This window comes from Streptomyces sp. NPDC050625 (assembly GCF_040654755.1).
Classification (GTDB): Bacteria; Actinomycetota; Actinomycetes; order Streptomycetales; family Streptomycetaceae; genus Streptomyces.
The window spans coordinates 707651-729958 of sequence record NZ_JBFAIQ010000001.1 but is presented as its reverse complement, the minus strand read 5'-3'; the positions used below and the strand labels follow the sequence as shown (position 1 = coordinate 729958).

Here is a 22308-nt window from a genome sequence, read left to right as displayed (position 1 = left end):
CATCCCGGCCTCTCCCGCCCCACGGCCCTACACTGGGATCTCTCAACAACGTTGCCCGTCAAGGTCTTTGATGAGAGCCGGGGGAGCCGTGGCGACTGCACGCATATCCGTCCTGAGCCGGGACCCGATCACGGACGCCGAGTCCCTCACGGACTGGCTCAGGGGCGAGCCGGCACTCGCCGGGAAGGTCCGCCTCGACGGCGCCGGACCCGAGCCCGGGCAACTGGGCACCGCGCTCGACACGGTGACCGTGCTCCTCGGCGCGGGCGGCCCGCTCACGGTGCTCGCCTCCTGCCTGCGCGCCTGGATCACGCAGCCGCGTCGCAGCGACGTACGCCTGGAGGTACGGCGCGCGGACGGCTCCGGCGTCGAGATCGACGCCGAGCGGGTGCGCGGCGAGGATCTGGAAGGCCTGCTGCGGCGGATCCTCCAGGAGGGTCCGGACCAGGACGTACGGGAGTGACGTGCGCCTTCCCGACCCCCACCGCTCCCGGGTCGTACTGATCGGCGCGAGCCGGTACTCCGACCCGGACCTGCCCGACCTCCCGTCCGTCCACCGCACCATCACCGACCTGGCCGGACTCCTCACCGACCCGTACTACGGGCTGGTCCCGGACAGCCACTGCACGGTGCTGCTCGACGACGGCGACCTGCGCACCGTCGGCGGACGGCTGCGGGCGGCCGTGGCCGAGGCGGAGGACCTGCTCCTCGTCCACTACGCCGGGCACGGCCTGGTCGGCGGCCGGCGCCACGCCCTCCATCTGGCGCTGCCCGACAGCGAGTGGGCCGCGCCCGAGTTCAACTCCCTGGAGTACGAGAAGCTGCGCGACGCCGTGCTCGACAGTCCGGCCAGGACCAAGCTGGTCGTCCTGGACTGCTGCTTCTCCGGCCGTGCCCTGGGCGACTCCCTGGCCGGAGGCGGCGACGCCGAGCGGCTCGGGCAGCTCGCGGTGGCGGGCACCTACGTGCTGACCTCGGCGCAGCGCGACCAGGTCGCCCTCGCGCTGCCGGAGGAGGAGCACACCGCGTTCTCCGGGAGGCTCATGCGGCTGCTGCGCGAGGGGGTGGTCGGCGGGCCCGAACTGCTCACGATCGACGACCTCTACCGCCGGCTCCGGGCGATCATGGCGGCCGAGGGCCTGCCCACCCCGCTCAACCGCGCCGCAGGAACCGCACACGAGATCGCCCTCACCATCAACCGCGCCTTCGCCGCGACAGCCGGACCCGAACTGCGCCGGCAGCAGATCGCCGCGGTCGAGCACGGCAAGGCCGGGGACTGGAAGGGCGCGGCGGAGCAGCTCCAGAAGATCCTCGACGAACAGACCAGGATCCACGGACCCGAGCACGCCGACACCCTGCGCACCCGCCAGTCCTACGCCCACAGCCTGGGCGGCGCGGGCACCCCGGTGCAGGCCGCGGGGCTGCTCCGGCAGCTCCTCGCCGAACAGCTGCGGCTGCTCGGCCCGGACCACGAGGACACGCTCCGCACCCGGCAGTTCCTCGCCGTGAACCTGGGCGAGGCGGGGCACCGGGAGGAGGCCGTCGGCATGCTGAGGGTCCTGCTCGCCGACCGGTGCCGGGTCCTGGGCGCGGAACATCCGCACACCCTGCGCACGCGGCACATCCTGGCCCGGAATCTCGCCCTGACGGGCGGGCGGGACGAGGCGCTGGCACTGCTGCGGCAGCTGGTGGTGGAGCGGGAGCGGGTGCTGGGGGCGGAGCATCCGCACACGCGCAGGGCCCAGGAGGATCTGGCGGGGGTGGAGGGGGACGGGAATGGCTGACGACGGGTTCGGGGAGGGGGCGCGGCAGGTCGTGCAGCGCGCCGAGGCGTACGCCCGTCGGCTCCGTCACCACTCCGTCGCGCCGGGGCACCTCCTGCTGGCCCTGCTCGACGACACGCCTGACGGCACCGCAGCGGAGATCGAGAGCCTGACCGGCGCCCCGGCCGCGCGGATACGTGACTCGATGCGGAAGGCCCTCGGTGCGGGGGCCACCGAGCAAGGGGGGTTCATGCCCCTCGCCGCGGAGACCAGGTCCGTGCTCGAACTCGCACCCCGTGAGGCCGCCCGCCTCAAAGCCACGACCGTCGAGCCGGCACACGTGCTACGCGCGCTGCTCGCCCAGGGCAACGGCACCGTGACGGGCGTCCTCCAGCGGAACGGCGCGGACCTGAATCGCTTGCGGCAGCTGAACGACCGCCCTGCCCCGGCCCCACAGCTCCGCGGCCCCCTCTCGTCCGTCACCCGCGACCTGGGCGCCGTGACAGCCCCCGTCGTCGGCCGCACGCACGAGGTCGACCGCGTCATCCGGACCCTCACCCGCCACCGACGCAACGTGCCCCTCCTGATCGGCGAACCCGGTGTCGGCAAGGAGGCCGTGGCCCGGAAAGTCGCCCTCGCGATCGCCGAGGGACGCGTGCCGCCGGCCCTGCGGGGCCGTACCGTGCGGGCCCTGGACCTCGCCGCCGTGCTCGCCGATCCGCGGCACCGGGCCCGGGGCAGCGCCCTGGTCACGGAGCTGCTGAGCGAGGCCGGGGACAGTGCGCCCCTCGTGCTCCACCTCAGCGGCGCTCTCACCCCCCTGCACCTGTCCGAGGGCACGACCACGCCGCTCGGCCTCTTCCGTTCCGTGCTCGAAGCACCGGAGGTGTTCGTGCTCGGCGACTGCGGCCGCACGGAGTACGAGCACCGGGACCCGGACCCCGGCCTCGACCGCCTCGTCCAACCGATCTTCGTCGAGGAGCCACCCGCGGAGGACGTACGGGAGATCCTGCGCGCCGTCCGGGGGCGCCTGGAGAGCCACCACCACGCGGTCCTCACCAACGAGGCCCTGGCGGCCGCCGCGACACTGGCCCGCCACCACGTCCCCGATCAGGCGCTCCCCGGAGCGGCCATCGGACTGCTGGACGAAGCCGGAGCCCTGGCCCGGATCCGCGCCGCACGCTCGGACGTGTCCCCGGGCCGGCCCCTGGAAGTGACCGACGCCGACGTCTCCCAGGCCCTCGCCGCCTACTCCGGCATCCGGACCCCGCCCCGCCGGCCCGCCATCCCCGTCCGGCACGACCCTTCCGTCTGGTCCATGAGTTGAACGGGCGCGGCCCGCGCAACCGCCCTAGCGTGAGGCCATGGACCTGAAACTCAAACAGTGCTTCATCGCCGTCGACGACCACGACAAGGCCCTCGCCTTCTACGTCGACGTGCTCGGCATGGAAGTCCGCAACGACGTGGGCTTCGAGGGCATGCGGTGGGTCACCGTCGGCTCACCGCTCCAGCCGGACGTGGAGATCGTGCTGGAGCCGCCCGGCGCGAACCCGGACGCCTCCCCCGCCGACCGGCAGGCGATGGCCGAGCTGCTCGCCAAGGGCATGCTGCGCGGGGTCATCTTCACCACCACCGACTGCGACGCCCTGTACGCCAGGGTCGAGGCAGCCGGTGCGGATGTGCTCCAGGAGCCGATGGACCAGCCGTACGGGGTGCGCGACTGCGCGTTCCGGGACCCGGCCGGGAACATGCTGCGGTTCATGGAGCGCGCGGACAAGTGACGGGGCGGGTGACCGGGCAGGAGTGCAGGCAGATGTACGGGCAGGCGTACGGGCAGGCGTACGGGCAGCTGGTGCGCGGGACCGCCGCGCCTACGATCGCTCCATGACAATCCGCTGGACCTACGCCTTCGTCGACCGCCCCGCCGCACGCCTCGCCGCGACCCACGCCTTCTGGACCGCGGTCACCGGCACCCGGCTGTCCGAACTCCGGGGAGATCAGCAGGAGTTCGTGACCCTGGTGCCCGAGGACGGCACCGACGCCTGTGTGAAGGTCCAGGGGGTCGTCTCCGGCGAGGGCGGCGCGCATCTCGACTTCTCGGTGGAGGACATGGCGGAGTTCGTGGCATCGGCCCGGAAGCTGGGCGCCGCTGTGGTCACCGGGCACGAGGGGTGGGCCGTACTGCGCTCGCCCGCCGGGCAGTTGTTCTGCGCGGTGCCGTGGCACGGGGAGTCGGTGCGGCCGCCGGTGGTGGCGGGCAGCCGGCTGGACCAGGTGTGCCTGGACATCGCGCCGTCCGCGTACGAGGCCGAGGCCGCCTTCTGGGCGGGGCTGACGGGCTGGGACCTGCTGACCGGCTCGCTCCCGGAGTTCCGGGTGCTCAGGCCGCCGTCCGGGCTGCCCGTCCGTGTCCTCCTGCAGCGCCTCGGCGACGAGCGGCCCGCCTCCGCCCATCTCGACCTGGCCTGCGCGGACATCGAGGCGACCCGCGCCCGTCACGAGGAACTGGGGGCCGCGCTCGTCGCCCGCGGCACCCACTGGACGGTGCTGCGCGACCCGGCGGGCGGCACGTACTGCCTGACCGGACGCGACCCGGAGACGGGCACGCTGCCGTCGCCGTCGGTCAGCGACGCATAGTCGAGACCGCGCAAAGGGTCGCCACCGGCCCGTCGGGCCTGGGAGATGCCGACGGGCACCCGCTGTCGTCCGCGTCCTGCCGGAGCGGTGGCGCCGGGGAGTCGTGGGTCTCCTGCCGGCTGTACGGCTCCCGCGGCTCGGTCGAGTCCTGAAGCCACAGGGTGAGCACTCCCCCGCCGACCACGGCCACCGCCCACACCGACACGACCCAGCGCCATGACCGACGGCGGCGTCCCCCCTCCCCGGTCACCCCCAGGGCTCCACATCCACCACGGCGTCGACCGGGACGGGGCCGTACACGTGCGGGAACTCCTCGCCGCCCGGCTCCATGGCCTCGTACTTCACGGGTACGCCGACCAGGGCGGGGTCCACGACCAGGACCACCAGTTCGTCCGGGCCGTCGTAGGAGCCGTACACGAAGGACGCCACGCGCGGGAGCTGGTCGCGGGTGGAGAAGTGGATGAAGCCCTGCTCCTGGAGGGTGCGGCCGCGAGTGGAGATCTCGTAGGTGCCGCGCTCGCGGGCCGCGTCCCACAGGGAGCGCTCGGTGATGTGGAGGATGTGGGGCAGTTTCGGCATGCGGCCACGCTACGGCGTCAGTCGCGCCGCCCGCGACCGCAGATACCGCTGCTCCGGCAGGCTCAGGGTGCGGGCGGCGGCCGCTTCGTAGGCGGCCCGGGCGGACGCGTACTCGCCCGCGCGCTCCAGGAGGTGCCCCCGGACCGCGTCCAGTCGGTGACTGCCACCCAACTCGCCCTCCAGCGCGTCCACTTCTGCCAGCGCGGCGCGTGGGCCGTGCACCATGGCCACGGCGACCGCGCGGTTGAGGCGTTCGACGGGACCGGGGACCAGGCGGACCAGGAGGTCGTACAGGCCGAGGATCTCCCGCCAGTCCGTGGCGTCGGCGGACGGCGCCTCGTCGTGCACGGCCGCGATCGCCGCGCGCAGCCCGTACGGCCCGGCCGGTCCCCGGGACAGCGCCCGGGTGACGAGGGCGACACCCTCCTCGATCGCCGCCCGGTCCCAGCGGTCACGGTCCTGTTCGTCGAGCGGTACGAGCTCGCCGTGCGGGCCGGTGCGCGCCTCGCGGCGGGCGTCGGTGAGCAGCATCAGGGCGAGCAGACCCGCCACCTCGCCGTCGTCGGGGAGGAGACGGTGGACGGTGCGGGTCAGCCGGATCGCCTCGCCGGCCAGGTCCCGGCGCTGGAGGCTCGCGCCGGAGGTGGCCGTGTAGCCCTCGTTGAAGATCAGGTACAGCGTGTGCAGCACGGCGGGCAGGCGCAGCTCCCAGTTGTCCGGCCGCCCGAAGCCGACCGAGCGCACCTTCTGCTTGGCCCGGCTGATGCGCTGGGCCATCGTCGCCTCGGGGACCAGATACGCACGGGCGATCTCCGCCGTGGTCAGGCCGCCGACCGCGCGCAGGGTGAGCCCGATCCGCGCGGGCGCGGTCAGGTCCGGGTGACAGCACAGGAAGAGCAGGGAGAGCGTGTCGTCCTCGCGCGGAGCCCGGTCCGGGACGGTCACCCGCGCGGACAGTTGCGCCACCCGCTCCTCCCGGGCCCGGCGGGCCTCGTCGGCGCGCAGGGTGTCGGCGAGCCGCCGTGCCGCGACCCTGATCAGCCAGCCGCGCGGATTGCCGGGCACCCCGTCCGACGGCCACTGCCGGGCGGCCGCGAGGAGCGCCTCCTGTACGGCGTCCTCGGCAGCGTCGAAGTGTCCGTACCGTCGGACCAGCGCACCGAGGACCTGCGGCGCGTGGCGGCGCAGCAGGTCCTCGGTCTCGGTCGTGCGGTTCATACCGTGCTCATGCCCGTGCTCATGCCCGTGCTCGTGCCGTGCTCGTGCCGTCGATACGGCTCAGCAGATGTCCCCGGCGCCGTCCATGATGGGCCGGATCACCACCGGGTGGCCGGTCTGGCCCTTGGGGCCGGGGCAGCGGCTGACGCGCTCGGCGATCTCCGTGACCCGCTCCAGGCTCTCGCACTCCAGGACCCAGTAGCCGGCCATCAGTTCCTTGGTCTCGCTGTACGGGCCGTCGGTGATCTCCGTGCCGCCGTCGGGGGTCCGGCTGACCAGCCGGGTCCTCGCGGGCTCGGCCAGGCCCTGGGCGTCGATGATCTCGCCGGACTCCGCGAGGTCGTCGTTGATCGCGCCCATGTAGGCGTACATGGCCTGGAGTTCCTCCTCGGTCCAGGTCGCGGCGTGCTCGGACGCCTTGCCGCGCATGCCCTCGTAGTCCGCCTGCGTGCCCTGCACCATCACGAGGTACTTCATCGGTCCGCTCCTTCGGCTCTCGCCACCCGCTGCGGGCGGCTTTCACGGGGGACGTCGGAGCCAGGCCGGGATTCGCGACACGGGCTCAGGATTTTTTCGCGGCGGATTGATCGGGCTCCGGTGGCCGGGGCTCGACGACGGGGTCTACGCAGGCCTCGCAGTCGGGGTTGTGGCAGGGGCCGGGACCCCACACGGGGACCCAGGCGCCGAGCGTCTTGTGCCGCCGGACGACCGTTTCGACGGGCTGTCCGCAGACGGGACAGACGTGTTCTTCGCTGTCCATGTCCTCAGGGTAGGGCGGGCCGGAGTGCGGCGCTCCCCCTTGCGTGAAGGCGCTCGGCTCGCGCGAAGGAGCTCAGCGCTTTCTGCTGTAGGTCCGCACGAGCACCCCGTTCTCGAACGTGCGCACGGATTCCAGGCCGAAGTCGGTGACGGCGAAGCCGCTGCCGAACATCGGCATGCCGGAGCCGTACACCTGGGGGTAGGTCTTGATGACGATCTCGTCGATCTCGTCGATCAGTTCACCCGCGATCCGGGAGCCGCCGCAGAGCCAGATGCCGAGTTCGCCGTCCTCGGCCTTCAACTCGCGCACGGCGGCAACCAGATCGTCGTCGATCACCGTCACATTGGCGTCGGGCGAGGTGCCGAGAGTACGGGAGGCGACGTACTCGCGCAGATGTCCGTAGGGGCTGGTGACGCCGATGTCGAGGGCGAGCCGGTAGCTTCCGTGGCCCTGGATCACGGTGTCGAAGTGCCTGTTCCCGGCGCCCTTGAGGCCGAGCGGCTCCCGGCCCTGGGCCGCGATGGTCTCGGGGTACGTCGAGGTCAGGAACCCCAGGAACTCCTCGTCGAGGAAGGCGAACATGGAAGAGGCGTCGCCGCCCGGGTCCCCGATGAAGCCGTCGATGGAGCAGGCGACGAAGTACGTGAGCTTTCGCAAGCGGGTCTCTTTTCGTAGGCTGCGCTGCGTTGACCACTCCAGTTGTAGTACTTCGGTTGTAGTGGTTGCAAGGATGTTTCCGGTACGGGACGGAGACCGGGACAAGTGGGAGAGGGGATTCCGTATGGCGGGCAATCCGGAGCGCCGGGCCGCCCTGGTGGACGCCGGGATCGAGGTGCTCGCGCGCGAAGGGGCGCGCGGGCTGACATTTCGCGCGGTGGACACCGGGGCCGGGGTGCCGGTGGGCACCGCCTCGAACTACTTCACCGGGCGCGACGACCTGCTCCGCCAGATCGACGCCCGGCTGCACACCCGGCTCGCGCCCGACCCCGAGGTGCTCACCGCGCTGATGCGGTCGCCCAAGGACCGCGCTCTGGTGACGGCCCTGATGCGCGACCTCATGCGGCGCGTGACCCGGGACCGCACGGGTTATCTGGCCCTGCTGGAGATGCGCCTGGAGGCCACCCGGCGCCCGGAGCTCCGCGACTCCTTCACCAGGTCGGTGCGTGGCGAACTGGAATACGGCATGGAGTTCCACCGGCAGGCCGGCCTGCCCGGCGGCGACGAGACCGTCGCCGTGCTCTATCTCGCGATGCTCGGCCTGATCCTGGAACACCTCACGCTGCCGGGCGTCCTGAACGGCGTACTGCCCGGGGTGGACGTCCCCGACGGCCTGGTCGAGCGGTTGGTGGAGACGATCGTGCCCCCGCGATAGCCCGGCGACTCAGCCGCCCAGCCCCCAGCCCCCAGCCACTCAGCCGCTCAGCCGCTCGGCTCGCGCCACATCGGCCACATCGGCGGGCCGTCCGGCAGGACGAGGGGTTCGCCGGTGACGAACCCGAGTCGCTCGTACAGCCTGCGGCTGCGGGCGTTGCTCGCCTCCAGGTAGGCCGGGCGGGCCTCGCGATCGCAGCGGTCGAGGGCGGACCCGAGGAGCGCGGTGCCCATGCCGCGGCCCTGGCGCTGCGGGGTCACGGCGATCATCCAGAGGTATTCATGGGCGCGGCCGCGGGGGTGGACTCCGGCGGTCAGCCGGGCTATCAGGTCGAGGCGTACGTTGTCCGGGTCGACCGCCTCCATGAGCCGGGCCGCGGCTTCGTCGTCGGGGTGGTCGTCCTCCGGCACGGACAGCCACAGCGCGCACGCCGAGCCGTCCTCGGTGACATCGATCCGGCCCTCGTCGAGCACGACGTCGGTGAACTCGGCCATCAGGCGCGGATGCGTCGTACGGCGGTACTGCGCACCCGGGAAGATCCAGCCGCTGACCGGATCGTCCTGGAAGGCCGCGTCCAGCAACCGCACCACGGACTCCCGGTCGCCCTCATCCGCCGCCCGGATCCCCACGCCCATGTCCACCCCGCCTCCCGTGCACAGCCGACGGTCGATCCAACGGATGCCGAGCGTGCCGGGTTCCAGGGATACGGCGGGTCCAGGGATACGGCGGGCCCCGCACGCCGTGGGGATGCGCGGGACCCGCCGGGCCGGCGCCCCCGGTGGCCATGCGGAGTCAGGAGCCGCACGGCCCCGGAGGCGCCGGGGTCCATCAGGTGCCGACGGGCGTCGGCCTCAACTGCTGCGCCGGGTCACGAACTCGGCCAGCGCGAGCAGGTCGCCCGCCGACTCCGGGTCGGGGACCGCGCGGGCCAGCTCCTGCACCGCCCGGCCCATCCGGTCGGCCGCCTGGGCCTGTGCCCAGTCACGACCGCCCGCCCGCTCGACGGCCAGCACCGTCCGCTCCAGGTCCTGCCGCTCGTACGGCCGTCCGTACAACTCGGCGAGCTCGGCCGCCGCCGGCGTGCCGGAGGCGAGCGCCGCGACCACGGGCAGCGACTTCTTGCGGGCGGCGAGGTCCGCACCGGCCGGCTTGCCGGTGCGGCTGGGGTCGCCCCATATGCCGATCACGTCGTCGATCAGCTGGAAGGCGAGCCCGGCCTGCCGCCCGAACGCGTCCAGCGCCGCCACCTCGCCCTCCCCGGCCCCCGCGTACAGCGCGCCGAGGGCACAGGCGCACCCGAGCAGCGCGCCGGTCTTGGCCTCGGCCATGGCGAGCGCCTCGTCGAGGGTGACCTCGTCCGGACGGCGCTTCTCCAGGGCCGTGTCCGCGTGCTGGCCCGCGCACAACTCGACGACGCAGTCGGCGAGCCGCGCGGCGGCCGCCCCCGCGGCCGGGTGCGGATCCCCGGCGAGCAGCTTGAGGGCCAGCGCCTGGAGGGCGTCCCCGGCGAGGATCGCGTCGGCGTCGCCGAACACGGTCCACGCCGTGGGCCGGTGTCTGCGGGAGGTGTCCCGGTCCATCACGTCGTCGTGCAGCAGCGTGAAGTTGTGGACCAGTTCCACCGCCACCGCCGCCCGTACGGCCGTGGCCCGTGCGCCCGGTCCGCCCAGCGCGGTGGCCGCGGCGAGGACGAGCGCGGGTCTGATCGCCTTGCCCGCGTTGCCCGCCGCCGCAGTGCCGTCCGCCTGCTCCCACCCGAAGTGGTGGAGCGCGATCCGGCGCATCGATCCGGGCAACGATTCGATGGCGGCGCGCAGTTGGGGGTCGACCGACGCCCTGGCCCGGTCCAGGATCACCGCCGCCTCGTGCTCGTCGAGCGGGCCGGGCCCGGCCACCCCGGCGGGCCTTCGCCGCCGGCACGGCTCCGGCGACCCATTGGCCTGCGGTACTACGGCGGGGCGCTGCTTCGTCTCCGTCATGAACTCGGCCATGGGCCCCCTTCGCGGCGTCGGCGGACGGTGGCGCTTCCGCTCCGACTGGGCGCGTACCCGGATGACCTACCCGCCCCGAGGGGCGGGGACACGGCCGCGAAGTGCGCGAACGTCACCTCCAGCGACCGATCTCGACGTTCTCCAGCACGCCGAGCGCGTCCGGGACCAGGACCGCTGCCGAGTAATAGGCCGTGACCAGGTAGTTGATGATGGCCTGTTCGTTGATGCCCATGAAGCGGACGGACAGGCTCGGCTCGATCTCGTCCGGGATTCCGGCCTGCCGCAGCCCGATGACGCCCTGCTCGTCCTCGCCCGTACGCATGGCGATGATCGACGTCGTGCGCTCCGGGGTGACCGGGATCTTGTTGCACGGGTAGATCGGCACTCCGCGCCAGGTGGGGATGCGGTTGCCCCCGATCTCTACGGTCTCCGGGACGAGTCCCCGCTTGTTGAGCTCACGGCCGAACGCGGAGATCGCGCGCGGGTGGGCCAGGAAGAGCTTGGTGCCGCGCCGGCGGCTGAGCAGCTCGTCCATGTCGTCCGGGCTGGGTACGCCGTCGTGCGGCTGGAGCCGCTGGTCGTACTCGCAGTTGTTCAGCAGCCCGAACTCACGGTTGTTGACGAGCTCGTGCTCCTGGCGCTCCTTCAACGCCTCGACCGTCAGCCGGAGCTGCTGTTCCGTCTGGTTCATCGGCTGGTTGTAGAGGTCGGCCACGCGCGTGTGGATGCGCAGCACGGTCTGGGCGATGCTCAGTTCGTACTCCCGCGGCCTGGCCTCGTAGTCGACGAAGGTGTGCGGGATGTCCGGCTCACCGCTGTGGCCGGCCGCGAGGTCGACCGCTTTCTCGCCGTACTTGTTGGTGCGCTGCTCGGGGATCGAGCGCATCTGCCGGAGGTGCTCACGCAGCGAGTCGGCGCGCTCGGCGACCTGCTCGAAGTGCTCGCGGGACAGGATCAGCACGGTGCAGGCGGTGTCCGCGCGGGCCGTGTACTCCCAGATGGCGTCGGGGTCGAGCAGCGACTGCTCGCCGAAGTAGGACCCGTCGCCGAGGACGCCGAGGACCGCGTCGTCGCCGTACGGGCCGGTGCCGACCTTCTCGACCCTGCCGTGGGCCAGCAGGTACACCTCGTCGGTCCGGCTGCCGAAGGAGGCGATGACCTCACCCGGTGCGAAGTCCCGCTGCCGGCAGCGCTGGGCCAGCTCCGACAGCACCTCCCCGTCCTCGTACGACCGCAGGGCCGGCAGCTCGCCGAGCTCGGCCGGGATGACCTCGACACGGTCGCCGGTCTTCACGAAGGTGATGCGGCCGTCGCCGACCGCGTACGTCAGTCGCCGGTTGACCCGGTACGTGCCGCCGTGCACGTTCACCCATGGCAGCGTCCGCAGCAGCCAGCGGGAGCTGATCTCCTGCATCTGAGGAGCGGACTTGGTGGTGGTGGCCAGGTTCCGCGCGGCAGCGGTGTCCAGGGACTGCTGCGGCTTGCCCTGATCCGTGCGGACCTCTTCGCCTACCGACATAAGGAAACGCCCTCCCGGTCATGCCGAGCGCCGAACTGCGCGGGCCTCGGTCTCTAGCCAGCGTCCCTCACTCAGCGTGTCCGCTCAATTACCCGAAAGAGCGGGAATGGATCATCGTACGACTGGGCAGGCAGAGCGATCCTGTCCAGTACCGGCGACCGCAGCGCGGCCCGCCCACCGGCGGACCCGGCGGGCGACAATGGCCGGGTGACCAGCGCCGACACCCCCGATCCCGCCGCCCTTGGCCCCCGGCTCCCCTCACCGCTCCAGGCGATCGGGGACGACCGCTTCGAGTCTCACGGCGTCCGTCTCCTCCTCAAGCGCGACGATCTGATCCACCCCGAGCTGATCGGCAACAAGTGGCGCAAACTCGTGCCGAACATCGAGGCGGCGGCGGGGCGCGCGCTGGTCACCTTCGGCGGGGCGTACTCCAACCATCTGCGGGCCACGGCCGCCGCGGGCCGTCTGCTCGGTCTGTCCACGGTCGGCGTGGTCCGCGGCCAGGAGCTGGCCGACCGCCCCCTCAACCCCTCCCTCGCCCGCTGCGCCGCCGACGGCATGCGGCTGCACTTCGTCGACAGGACGACGTACCGACGCAAAGCGGAGCCGGAGACCCTGGACGCCGTCCTGCGCGCAGCCGGCGCCGAGGACGCGTACGTCGTTCCGGAGGGTGGCAGCAACGCCGCGGCCGTGCGCGGCTGCCGGGCCCTCGGCGAGGAGTTGCGCGGCCGGGCCGACGTCGTCGCCCTCGCCTGCGGCACCGGCGGCACACTGGCCGGCCTCGCCGCCGGACTCGCCCCGGAGCAGCGCGCTCTGGGCATCGCCGTCCTCAAGGGCGGCTTTCTGACCGCCGACATACGGTCCCTGCAGGAGCGGGCCTTCCGTGCCCGCATCGGCACCTGGTCCGTCGACGACCACTTCCACTTCGGCGGTTACGCCCGCACCACCCCCGAGCTCGACGCCTTCGCCGAGGACTTCGAGGACCGGCACGGCCTGCCCGTCGAACGTCTCTATGTCGCCAAGTTGCTGTACGGACTCGTCACCCTGGCAGAGGCGGGCGCCTTCCCGCGCGGGACGACCCTCGCGGCGGTCGTCACCGGCCGCCCCTTCCCCGAACGCTAGGACCCGGCCGGCTCTAGGCCGCTTCCCGGTAGGCCGCCGCCTCCTCCAGGTCCAGCCTGCGCAGCAGGGTGCGGAGCATCTCGTCGTCGATGTAGCGGTGGTCGCGCAGTTTGACGAACACCTCGCGCTCGGCGCCGATCATCTCCCGGGACAGCCGGCGGTAGGTGTCGTCGACCGTCTCGCCGGTGATGGGATTGACCTGCCCGAGCCGCTCCCAGACGGCGTTGCGGCGGCGCTCCAGGACGGTGCGGAGGCGGTCGGCGAGCGGCGGCGGCAGGGCGTTGCGCTCGTCGGACAGGAGCTCGTCGAGGCGCTGCTCGGCGGCCCGGGACGCCTGCGCCTGCGCGTTGGCCTCGGCGAGCGTCTCGGCCTGCGCGTCGCGGCCGGGGAACTTCAGCAGGCGGATCAGCGGGGGCAGCGTCAGCCCCTGCACCACCAGCGTCCCGATGACCGTCGTGAAGGTCAGGAAAAGGATCAGGTTGCGCTGCGGGAAGGGGTGGCCGCCGTGCGTCGTGGCCGGGATGGAGAAGGCGATGGCCAGGGACACCACACCGCGCATTCCCGCCCACGAGGTGACCATCGCCCCCCTCCAGGTGGGGTCCGCCTCGCGTTCCCTGATCCGCGCCGACAGCATCCGCGGCAGGAAGGTCGCCGGATAGACCCAGACGAACCGGGCCACGACGACCACCAGGAAGACGGCCACCGCGTACCAGGTGGCCCGCGGGCCCTCGTACTCGCCGAGGCCCTTGAGGACGACCGGCAGCTGCAGTCCGATGAGCGCGAAGACCGCCGACTCCAGGATGAAGGCGACCATCTTCCACACCGCCTCCTCCTGGAGGCGGGTGGCGAAGTCGACCTCCCACGCGCGGTGCCCCAGATAGAGGGCGACGACCACGACCGCGAGGACGCCCGAGGCGTGCACCTGCTCGGCGACGCCGTACGCGACGAACGGGATCAGCAGGGAGAGCGTGTTCTGGATCAGCGGCTCCTTCAGGTGCGTACGCAGCCAGTGGAGGGGGGCCATCAGCACCAGACCGACCCCGACGCCGCCGACGGCCGCGACCAGGAACTCCCGGATCCCACCGGCCCAGCTGGCGGCCTCGCCGACGGCGGCGGCCAGCGCCACCTTGTAGGCGGTGATCGCGGTGGCGTCGTTTAGCAGGGACTCACCCTGGAGGATCGTCGTGATGCGGGAGGGAAGCCCCACCCGGCGCGCGACCGCCGTCGCCGCCACCGCGTCCGGCGGCGCGACCACCGCGCCGAGCACCAGTGCCGCGGTCAGCGGCATCCCCGGGACGATCTGATAGACGGCCCAGCCGACGACGAAGGTCGCGAAGAGCACGTATCCGACCGACAGCAGCGCCACCGGCCGCAGCTGCGCGCGCAGGTCCAGGTACGAGCTGTCGGTGGCCGAGGTGTACAGCAGCGGGGGCAGCAGAAGCGGGAGTACGACCTCGGGGTCGAGGGTGTAGTCGGGCACCCCGGGGACGTACGAGACGGCCAGGCCGACCGCGACCAGCAGCAGCGGCGCCGGCACCGGGGTGCGCCGCGCCGCCGCGGCGACCGCCGCACTGCCCGCCACCAGCAACAGCAGCGGCATCACGTCCATGTCCTCGCCCGCCCTCTTTTTCCGCGCGGCCACCCGCACGCCCGTCGTAATCTGGCAATCATGAAACAGTGCACGCATGCCGACGCGCTGCCGCACCCCGAACCGGAGCCGCAGAACGAGACCTGTCCGGAGTGTCTCGCGCGCGGTACGCACCCGGTGCAGCTGCGGTTGTGCCTGAGCTGTGGCCACGTCGGCTGCTGCGACTCCTCACCGGGGAGACACGCCACGGAGCACCACGAGCAGTCCGGTCACCCCGTGATGCGGACCTTCGAGCCCGGTGAGAACTGGCGGTGGTGCTTCGTCGACCATGTACTCGTGTGACCCTGGATCCGGACGGTTCGACGGTCTGACGTCTGGGTACGTCAACCCGGCGCGCGCTCTTCCCATTTGGGCCCGCGGACCCTCTAGACACGGAGCGTATCCACAGCTTTACTGTGAGTGACGCCAGGGGGTTGGGGTCCCGGGGACAGAAAAGTTCGGAGCGCGATAGCGTCACCGCTGAACCACGTAGTGCGTTTACCCCGAGGGGCGACCCTCGGCCCCGAATAGCTTGTACCACCATGGAGGTGAGGGTGTCCCAGATCGCAGGCGAGCCCGCGACCCAGGACTTCGTGGAAGTCCGGCTGCCGGCTGCGGGTGCCTACCTTTCGGTGCTTCGGACGGCCACGGCCGGTCTCGCGGCCCGCTTGGACTTCACCCTGGACGAGATCGAGGACCTGCGCATCGCGGTGGACGAGGCCTGCGCGATCCTGCTCCAGCAGGCCGTGCCCGGCTCGGTGCTCAGCTGTGTCTTCCGGCTCGTCGACGACTCGCTGGAGGTCACGGTGTCGGCCCCGACGACGGACGGCCACGCGCCCGCGCGGGACACCTTCGCCTGGACCGTGCTGTCGGCCCTGGCGGGCAAGGTCTCCTCGGCCGTCGACGAGGACAAGACCGTGTCGATCAGCCTCTACAAACAGCGCGGCGCGGGACCCGGGCCGGCGTGAGGAACGGGGACGGGCCGGTGCGGGACGAAGAGCGCGGCACACGGGAGTTGCCGGTCGAGGGCGCAGGCTCTGCGGACGGTTCCCGACGCATGGCTGACGGCATCGACGGCATCCCCGAGCAGGCCAGGCCTCATCCGGAGGACGACTCCGCGGAGGCCGGCTTCGAAGGTGCCGTGCAGAGCGCGTCTCCGGCAGGGCGGAACGGGGGCGTGTCCCCGATCCGAGCCGAGGCGAGGGCTCGGGGAAGGGCGACGGGCGGGACGATGAGCGAGCACGAACGGGACGACGAGCAGGGCGCGCAGGGCGTACCGGGTCTGCAGGGTGCGCATCACGACCCGCAGGACCGCAGCGGAGCGCGCGCTATGTTCGTCGAGCTGCGCAAGCTGAAGGAGGGCAGCCCCGAGTACGCGGAGCTGCGCAATCAGCTGGTCCGCATGCATCTGCCGCTCGTCGAGCACCTCGCGCGCCGGTTCCGTAACCGCGGCGAGCCGCTGGACGACCTCACCCAGGTCGCCACCATCGGGCTGATCAAGTCGGTGGACCGCTTCGACCCGGATCGCGGCGTGGAGTTCTCGACGTACGCCACGCCGACGGTCGTCGGCGAGATCAAGCGGCACTTCCGGGACAAGGGCTGGGCGGTCCGCGTTCCGCGCCGTCTGCAGGAACTGCGCCTGGCGCTGACCACGGCCACGGCCGAGCTCTCCCAGCAGCACGGGCGCTCCCCCACGGTCCACGAACTCGCCGAGAAGCTCGCCATCTCGGAGGAGGAGGTCCTGGAGGGCCTGGAGTCGGCCAACGCGTACTCCACCCTCTCCCTGGACGTCCCCGACACCGACGACGAGTCGCCGGCCGTCGCCGACACCCTCGGCGCGGAGGACGAGGCCCTGGAAGGCGTGGAGTACCGCGAGTCCCTCAAGCCGCTCCTGGAGGACCTCCCGCCTCGCGAGAAGCGAATCCTGCTGCTCCGCTTCTTCGGCAACATGACCCAGTCCCAGATCGCCCAGGAGGTGGGCATCTCCCAGATGCACGTCTCCCGCCTACTGGCCCGAACCCTGGCTCAGCTCCGGGAGAAGCTGCTGGTGGAGGAGTAGCACCCGACGGACGGGGCACAGGCGCTGCCGCCGGAAACACCGGCCAGGCGAGCAACCCGCCGAACACGAGGAAACGCGAGCCGCACACCCAAGATCGGCTCGCCCCTCCGGGGACACCCACGCCCACCTGCCCGATGCCCGGCAGAGGGCTCCATGGCTCAGCCCCGACCGCTGGGAACGTCCGCCCCAGTCACCAGACACCTTCGCCCCGCGCTCTCGGCCGATCGCGGACGCCCCCGCCTCATCAGCGGCCCGACGGATGCGATCGCCGAGCACGCACGCACAGCCCGCGGGAACCGCACGCCTCTACCGCCAGGCACACACGCACCGGCCGACCCCGAGCACGAGCGCCCCCACGAGGCACGCTCACCCTGCCCTCCGGAACCCCCGGCCCAGGCCCCGAGCGCTCTCGCACGGACCGTCGAGAGCGCCCACCTCGCCCGCGCGGCCGCTGGCACCGCTCATACGGTCACAAGTGCCCGCACTCCGCCCGCCGGGAGCACTCGCCCCGGTCGCCAAGCACCTTCGCCCCGTTCTCCAAGCGCTCACCCTGCCCTCCGGAAGAGCCCACGCCCCCGGGCCCCGAGCACTCTCGCGGCGCGCGCGGAGCCCACAGCCCCGCCCGCAGGCAAACTCGCACCGATCAGTTGGAGGCGCGCCCGTACGCGACAGTGCTCTGCGCCGTCGCTCGGCACCCTCACCTCGCCTGCCGGGAGCACTCGCCCCGTTCTCCGCACGCGCTCACTCGCGGCACCGGCCGCCGACAGCAGCCCGCGTCGGCCACCGCCCAGGGTTACCCCTTCGGCTCCTCCGAGCGCCCCGGCCCCCGGATTCCCAGGGCCTGGGTCGTCGTCGGGTTGACCAGCAGGACCAGGGACGTCACCGCGACCACGGCCAGGGCGATGCCGGCCGGGATGGCCATGCTGTCGGCCTGGAGGAGGTTGTAGGCCACGGGCAGGGCCATGATCTGGGTGATCACGGCGGGACCGCGGCTCCAGCCGCGCCGCAGCAGCAGGCCACGCGCGGCGAGCAGCGGAAGCAGGGCGAGGACGATCAGCGTGACGCCTCCGGTCACCGCCTGCTGCCGGTCGTCGGGGTCGCCGCTGACACCGAGCACGAGCATCCACACGCCCCCGATCAGCAGCGCGGCGCCCTCCAGCGCGGCCAGCGCCGCCGCGTACGTCAGGCGTCGCGGGCGCGGGCCGTCGGCTTCCATGGTGTCCGTGGTGGGGTTCTGCTCGCTGCTCACCTCTGAAGGGTAGCCCTCGCCGAACAGCCCCAGGTGTCCAGGCTCACGGCCCTGTCTCTTACCTGATCCCTACCTCGGTATGGGCCCAGTACCACCCAGTAGGTACGCTGCAACTCATGCGTGCACTTCTCGTGGTCAATCCGGCGGCAACCACCACAAGCGCACGTAGGCGTGACGTGCTGATCCACGCCCTGGCGAGTGAGATGAAGCTGGAGGCGGTCACCACCGAGTACCGCGGCCATGCACGTGACCTCGGCCGCCAGGCCGCCGAGAGCGACGACATAGACCTGGTGGTGGCCCTCGGCGGCGACGGCACCGTCAACGAGGTCGTCAACGGCCTCCTCCACAACGGCCCCGATCCCGAGCGCCTCCCCGGCCTCGCCGTGGTCCCCGGCGGCTCCACCAATGTGTTCGCCCGCGCCCTGGGCCTGCCCAACGACCCCGTGGAGGCCACCGGCGCCCTGCTGGACGCGCTGCGTGAAGAACGCGAGCGCATCGTCGGCCTGGGACTCACCTCGGGCACTCCCGCCACGGATGACGAGGCCGTTCCCGCCCGCTGGTTCACCTTCAACGCCGGCCTCGGTTTCGACGCGGGCGTCGTCGGCCGCGTCGAGCAGCAGCGCGAGCGCGGCAGGAAGTCCACCCACGCGCTCTACGTCCGTCAGGTCGTCCGGCAGTTCCTCGGCGAGCAGCACCGGCGACACGGCCCGATCACGCTCGAACGGCCCGGCGCCGACCCGGTGACCGATCTCGTCGTGGCGATAGTCTCGAACACGTCCCCTTGGACCTATCTCGGCAATCGCCCTATGTACACGTCACCTAAGGCCTCGTTCGATAAAGGCATCGACGTACTCGGTCTCAGCCGTCTGTCCACGGCCGCGGTTGCCCGGTATGGCACACAGTTGCTCACTTCGTCCCCCGAGCGCGGCCCCCATGGCAGGCATGCCACCTCCCTGCACGACCTGGACCAGTTCACCTTGCATTCGAAGGTGCCACTGCCCCTCCAGATGGACGGAGACCACCTCGGGCTGCGTACGAGCGTGACGTTCACAGGCGTACGCCGCGCACTGCGTGTGATTGTGTGAGTGGAACAGGCAAAAGTCCTTTCACTCGAACGTTTAGGCCAGGATCCACCCCATGGAAGTACGGCTGTGACCCAGTCGACACCGAGGAATCAAAAAAAACTTTTCGGAAGGGGTTGTATCCGCCGCTGAGGTTTGCGAGTCTCTACGTGGCGATCGGGACGGCCCGCAACACCGGCCTCCGCTGATCACCAGAACCCCTCTTCAAACCACAGGACCACGCCGGTGAACCTGGCAGTAGGCCCTTCCCTTGTTGAGGGATTCGTGAAAGCGTTCACATTCACAAGCAATCAGCACGTAATACCAAGGAGAGGTAGCAGCCATGGACTGGCGTCACAACGCCGTTTGCCGCGAGGAAGACCCCGAGCTCTTCTTCCCCATCGGCAACACCGGTCCTGCGCTGCTGCAGATCGAGGAAGCCAAGGCCGTCTGCCGTCGCTGCCCCGTTATCGAGCAGTGTCTGCAGTGGGCGCTTGAGTCCGGCCAGGACTCCGGCGTCTGGGGTGGTCTCAGCGAGGACGAGCGCCGCGCCATGAAGCGCCGCGCCGCCCGCAACCGGGCCCGTCAGGCCTCCGCCTGACCCAACCCACCCCGCTCTGACAGCCTGAGCTTGGCGGCGCGTACAGCGAGTACGCATCTCCCGCCCCCGAGCCGCAGCGCGCAGTACCCCCGATGCGCTTAGTAGTAGAAGAGCAGCAGCGAGCACTGGCCTCGGACCTGAACAAAGGTCCGGGGCTCTTTGCTGTGCGGGGTGAGGGGGGTGCCGTCCGCCGTCCGGGGCGATGTGCCGTCCGATCGGCATCCGGCCCAATACCCCCTATTTCCACCTTGCTTGCGCCTTACTGACGCCTCACTTGCGTCTTACTTATGCGCTCGTACCGGAATGTCCAGGATCACCCGTGTCCCCCGCCCCGGCGCCGGGACCATGTCGAACGTGCCGCCCAACTCGCCCTCGACCAGGGTCCGTACGATCTGCAGCCCCAGATTGCCCGCGGTCTGCGGGTCGAAGTCCTCGGGCAGACCGACCCCGTCGTCCTGGACGGTGACAAGGAGCCGGGCCTCCTTGCTGGTGCCGCCGCGGACCGCCGAGACCTCGACCGTGCCGGTGTCACTCTCCCGGAAGCCGTGTTCCAGGGCGTTCTGCAGGATTTCGGTCAGGACCATGGACAACGGGGTGGCGACCTCGGCGTCGAGCACGCCGAAGACGCCGCTGCGCCGGCCGGTGACCTTGCCGGGCGAGATCTCGGCGACCATCGCGAGCACCCGGTCGGCGATCTCGTCGAACTCCACGCGCTCGTCCAGGTTCTGGGACAGCGTCTCGTGCACGATCGCGATCGAGCCGACCCGCCGTACGGCCTCCTCCAGCGCCTCCCGGCCCCGGTCGGACTCGATGCGCCGGGCCTGGAGGCGCAGCAGGGCCGCGACCGTCTGGAGGTTGTTCTTCACCCGGTGGTGGATCTCCCGGATGGTCGCGTCCTTGGTGATCAACTCGCGTTCGCGGCGGCGCAGTTCGGTGACGTCCCGGAGCAGCACCAGCGAACCGATGCGGGTGCCCTTGGGCTTGAGCGGGATCGCCCGGAACTGGATCACTCCGTCGTTCGCCTCGATCTCGAACTCCCTCGGCGCCCAACCGCTGGCGACCTTGGCCAGCGCCTCGTCCACCGGCCCCCGGGTCGGGGCGAGTTCGGCGGTGGTCGTGCCCAGGTGATGGCCGACGAGGTCGGAGGCGAGGCCCATGCGGTGGTAGGCGGACAGGGCGTTCGGCGAGGCGTACTGGACGATGCCGTCCGCGTCGACCCGGATCAGGCCGTCGCCGACGCGCGGCGAGGCATCCATGTCGACCTGCTGGTTGGGGAAGGGGAAGGAACCGGCCGCGATCATCTGCGCGAGGTCGGACGCGCTCTGGAGGTAGGTCAGCTCCAGGCGGCTCGGGGTCCGCACGGTGAGCAGATTGGTGTTGCGGGCGATGACACCGAGGACCCGCCCCTCCCGCCGTACGGGGATGGACTCGACCCGTACGGGGACCTCCTCGCGCCACTCCGGGTCGCCCTCGCGCACGATCCGGCCCTCGTCGAGCGCCGCGTCCAGCATGGGGCGGCGGCCGCGCGGGACGAGGTGGCCGACCATGTCGTCCTGGTAGGAGGTGGGGCCGGTGTTGGGCCGCATCTGGGCGACCGAGACGTACCGCGTGCCGTCGAGCGTGGGAACCCACAGGACCAGGTCGGCGAAGGACAGGTCGGAGAGCAGCTGCCACTCCGAGACCAGCAGGTGGAGCCACTCGAGATCGGAGTCGTCGAGGGCGGTGTGCTGGCGTACGAGTTCGTTCATGGAGGGCACGTGTGCGAGCGTACCCGGGCATTTGTGCACGGCCGAAAAACACCCGCGGGCCGCGGCGCCTGGGAGGGACCCTCAACCCTCCCGGCACCGCAGCCCGGAGCAGTATCGGCCGTGGGGTGTGCGGTCCCGGTCGGCCGAAGGATGAGGAACCGGGGCAGTCAGGGCAGAGAGCTCCGGATCCTCGGTCCGCCCTCCTGTGCGGGGAAGACGGAAGAGTGCGGCTGCGTCGCGGTCATACCGCACGCAGGCCTCCTACGCATTGTGGACTAGACCACGTTGTGTGTCCATGCGTTGGAGGTTGTTCACAGTTGACGGATGGCAGCCTAGCCCGCCCGGGTCAGCTGCGGGGCCAGATGGCCATGGCAATTTCCGCGACTGCCTCCAGTTCCTCACGGCTCGCGCCGTCGCGCGCCTGCTGGGACATGCCCTGGAAGACGGCGGCCGCATGGCGGGCGAGCGCGCCGGCGTCGGCCCCCTCCGGCAGCTCACCGGTCGCGACGTCCGCTCTTATACGGCTCTCCAGGGCCGCCACGTTGGCGTTGCGCTGCCGCCGCAAGGCCTCCTCGACCTCGGGAGTCGTGCAGTTGGTGGCGGCATGGGTCACCAGGCAGCCGTACGGATGGCCGGGATCGGTGAACTCCACCGCCGCCTCGCGCAGCAGCCGCTCCACCGCGGCGCGAGCCGTCGTCTCCTCGTCCAGGGCGCGGCGCGTGAACGAGCCGTACGACCCGGCGTAGACCCGTACCACCTCCTCGAACAGGGAGCGCTTGTCCCCGAAGGCCGCATACAGGCTCGGGGCGCCGATGCCCATGATCCGGGTGAGGTCGGAGACGGAGGTCGCCTCGTAGCCGCGCTCCCAGAAGGCCATGACGGCCTTCTCCAGCGCCGTCCCGCGATCGAAGGAGCGGGGGCGGCCGCGCGCCTTGGTCACGGCCCCGGCCTGCGGTTTCGTCTCCTCGTTACGCACCATGGAGGGTATTTTATAGCGGGCCC

The 22308-nt window shown here is 71.6% G+C and carries 24 protein-coding genes; 12 read left to right on the top strand and 12 right to left on the bottom strand.

Features of this window, described 5'->3' with window-relative positions; translation table 11 throughout:
- Positions 1 to 88 precede the first annotated feature (88 nt).
- The 5 genes from AB0I54_RS03410 to AB0I54_RS03390 all read left to right on the top strand — a co-directional run bounded on the left by AB0I54_RS03410 (position 89) and on the right by AB0I54_RS03390 (position 4400).
- A complete protein-coding gene (locus AB0I54_RS03410) occupies positions 89 to 463 on the top strand; it encodes a hypothetical protein (RefSeq protein ID WP_363294162.1) in 375 nt (124 codons plus the stop codon).
- A 1-nt stretch (position 464) separates the two neighbouring features.
- On the top strand, positions 465 to 1784 hold the full coding sequence (locus tag AB0I54_RS03405) for a tetratricopeptide repeat protein (RefSeq protein WP_363294161.1): 1320 nt from the start codon (positions 465 to 467) through the stop codon (positions 1782 to 1784).
- The gene (locus AB0I54_RS03400; protein ID WP_363294160.1) at positions 1777 to 3090 is read left to right on the top strand and encodes a Clp protease N-terminal domain-containing protein; all 1314 of its coding nucleotides are present in this window, start codon (positions 1777 to 1779) and stop codon (positions 3088 to 3090) included. The genes AB0I54_RS03405 and AB0I54_RS03400 overlap by 8 nt, the downstream gene beginning before the upstream one ends.
- Before the next feature lie 37 nt (positions 3091 to 3127).
- Positions 3128 to 3544 carry a VOC family protein gene (locus AB0I54_RS03395; RefSeq protein WP_363294159.1) on the top strand — a complete coding sequence of 139 codons (417 nt, stop codon included), beginning with the start codon at positions 3128 to 3130 and terminating at the stop codon, positions 3542 to 3544.
- Between the two features lie 103 nt (positions 3545 to 3647).
- Positions 3648 to 4400, top strand: a complete 753-nt coding sequence (locus tag AB0I54_RS03390; RefSeq protein ID WP_363294158.1) for a VOC family protein — start codon at positions 3648 to 3650, stop codon at positions 4398 to 4400.
- A gap of 246 nt (positions 4401 to 4646) precedes the next feature.
- Here AB0I54_RS03390 and AB0I54_RS03385 read toward each other — a convergent pair whose 3' ends face one another.
- From AB0I54_RS03385 to AB0I54_RS03365, 5 genes are all read right to left on the bottom strand, one after another.
- Positions 4647 to 4979 carry a DUF952 domain-containing protein gene (locus tag AB0I54_RS03385; RefSeq protein WP_363294157.1) on the bottom strand — a complete coding sequence of 111 codons (333 nt, stop codon included), beginning with the start codon at positions 4977 to 4979 and terminating at the stop codon, positions 4647 to 4649.
- A 9-nt stretch (positions 4980 to 4988) separates the two neighbouring features.
- Complete coding sequence (locus tag AB0I54_RS03380) at positions 4989 to 6197, bottom strand: sigma-70 family RNA polymerase sigma factor (RefSeq protein ID WP_363294156.1); 1209 nt, start codon at positions 6195 to 6197, stop codon at positions 4989 to 4991.
- Between the two features lie 60 nt (positions 6198 to 6257).
- On the bottom strand, positions 6258 to 6674 hold the full coding sequence (locus AB0I54_RS03375; protein ID WP_363294155.1) for a YciI family protein: 417 nt from the start codon (positions 6672 to 6674) through the stop codon (positions 6258 to 6260).
- An 85-nt stretch (positions 6675 to 6759) separates the two neighbouring features.
- Positions 6760 to 6957: a hypothetical protein gene (locus AB0I54_RS03370; RefSeq protein WP_363294154.1), complete on the bottom strand. Its 198-nt coding sequence runs from the start codon at positions 6955 to 6957 to the stop codon at positions 6760 to 6762.
- Positions 6958 to 7029: 72 nt separating this feature from the next.
- On the bottom strand, positions 7030 to 7614 hold the full coding sequence (locus AB0I54_RS03365) for a dihydrofolate reductase family protein (protein WP_363294153.1): 585 nt from the start codon (positions 7612 to 7614) through the stop codon (positions 7030 to 7032).
- Between the two features lie 124 nt (positions 7615 to 7738).
- Between AB0I54_RS03365 and AB0I54_RS03360 the strand changes: the two genes are divergently transcribed.
- Positions 7739 to 8329, top strand: a complete 591-nt coding sequence (locus AB0I54_RS03360; protein WP_363294152.1) for a TetR family transcriptional regulator — start codon at positions 7739 to 7741, stop codon at positions 8327 to 8329.
- A gap of 47 nt (positions 8330 to 8376) precedes the next feature.
- On the opposite strand, the gene AB0I54_RS03355 is transcribed toward AB0I54_RS03360, so the two are convergent.
- The 3 genes from AB0I54_RS03355 to AB0I54_RS03345 all read right to left on the bottom strand — a co-directional run bounded on the left by AB0I54_RS03355 (position 8377) and on the right by AB0I54_RS03345 (position 11839).
- Positions 8377 to 8964, bottom strand: coding sequence for a GNAT family N-acetyltransferase (locus tag AB0I54_RS03355; RefSeq protein ID WP_363294151.1), 588 nt, complete (start codon positions 8962 to 8964; stop codon positions 8377 to 8379).
- A gap of 216 nt (positions 8965 to 9180) precedes the next feature.
- Complete coding sequence (locus AB0I54_RS03350; RefSeq protein ID WP_363294150.1) at positions 9181 to 10320, bottom strand: family 2 encapsulin nanocompartment cargo protein polyprenyl transferase; 1140 nt, start codon at positions 10318 to 10320, stop codon at positions 9181 to 9183.
- 112 nt (positions 10321 to 10432) lie between these two features.
- Positions 10433 to 11839, bottom strand: coding sequence for a family 2B encapsulin nanocompartment shell protein (locus AB0I54_RS03345; protein WP_363294149.1), 1407 nt, complete (start codon positions 11837 to 11839; stop codon positions 10433 to 10435).
- 207 nt (positions 11840 to 12046) lie between these two features.
- On the opposite strand from AB0I54_RS03345, the gene AB0I54_RS03340 reads away from it, so the two are divergent.
- Complete coding sequence (locus AB0I54_RS03340) at positions 12047 to 12961, top strand: pyridoxal-phosphate dependent enzyme (protein ID WP_363294148.1); 915 nt, start codon at positions 12047 to 12049, stop codon at positions 12959 to 12961.
- Positions 12962 to 12974: 13 nt separating this feature from the next.
- Here the strand turns inward: AB0I54_RS03340 and AB0I54_RS03335 are convergent, their stop codons facing one another.
- Entirely contained in the window at positions 12975 to 14570 is a 1596-nt protein-coding gene (locus AB0I54_RS03335; RefSeq protein WP_363294147.1) for a Na+/H+ antiporter, read from the bottom strand.
- 60 nt (positions 14571 to 14630) lie between these two features.
- Here AB0I54_RS03335 and AB0I54_RS03330 point away from each other — a divergent pair, with 60 nt between their 5' ends.
- The 3 genes from AB0I54_RS03330 to AB0I54_RS03320 all read left to right on the top strand — a co-directional run bounded on the left by AB0I54_RS03330 (position 14631) and on the right by AB0I54_RS03320 (position 16647).
- The gene (locus AB0I54_RS03330; protein WP_363294146.1) at positions 14631 to 14891 is read left to right on the top strand and encodes a UBP-type zinc finger domain-containing protein; all 261 of its coding nucleotides are present in this window, start codon (positions 14631 to 14633) and stop codon (positions 14889 to 14891) included.
- A gap of 251 nt (positions 14892 to 15142) precedes the next feature.
- Positions 15143 to 15556: an anti-sigma regulatory factor gene (locus AB0I54_RS03325; RefSeq protein WP_019058277.1), complete on the top strand. Its 414-nt coding sequence runs from the start codon at positions 15143 to 15145 to the stop codon at positions 15554 to 15556.
- Entirely contained in the window at positions 15553 to 16647 is a 1095-nt protein-coding gene (locus AB0I54_RS03320; protein ID WP_363294145.1) for an RNA polymerase sigma factor SigF, read from the top strand. Before AB0I54_RS03325 ends, AB0I54_RS03320 begins: the two co-directional genes overlap by 4 nt.
- Positions 16648 to 17440: 793 nt before the next feature.
- Here AB0I54_RS03320 and AB0I54_RS03315 read toward each other — a convergent pair.
- Positions 17441 to 17896: a hypothetical protein gene (locus AB0I54_RS03315; protein ID WP_363294144.1), complete on the bottom strand. Its 456-nt coding sequence runs from the start codon at positions 17894 to 17896 to the stop codon at positions 17441 to 17443.
- Positions 17897 to 18012: 116 nt separating this feature from the next.
- Here AB0I54_RS03315 and AB0I54_RS03310 point away from each other — a divergent pair, with 116 nt between their 5' ends.
- Positions 18013 to 18981 carry a diacylglycerol kinase family protein gene (locus AB0I54_RS03310; protein ID WP_363294143.1) on the top strand — a complete coding sequence of 323 codons (969 nt, stop codon included), beginning with the start codon at positions 18013 to 18015 and terminating at the stop codon, positions 18979 to 18981.
- 319 nt (positions 18982 to 19300) lie between these two features.
- A complete protein-coding gene (locus tag AB0I54_RS03305) occupies positions 19301 to 19558 on the top strand; it encodes a WhiB family transcriptional regulator (protein WP_003992873.1) in 258 nt (85 codons plus the stop codon).
- 281 nt (positions 19559 to 19839) lie between these two features.
- Here AB0I54_RS03305 and AB0I54_RS03300 read toward each other — a convergent pair whose 3' ends face one another.
- Complete coding sequence (locus AB0I54_RS03300) at positions 19840 to 21306, bottom strand: PAS domain-containing sensor histidine kinase (RefSeq protein ID WP_363294364.1); 1467 nt, start codon at positions 21304 to 21306, stop codon at positions 19840 to 19842.
- 346 nt (positions 21307 to 21652) lie between these two features.
- On the bottom strand, positions 21653 to 22285 hold the full coding sequence (locus AB0I54_RS03295) for a TetR/AcrR family transcriptional regulator (RefSeq protein WP_363294141.1): 633 nt from the start codon (positions 22283 to 22285) through the stop codon (positions 21653 to 21655).
- Between the last annotated feature and the right edge of the window lie 23 nt (positions 22286 to 22308).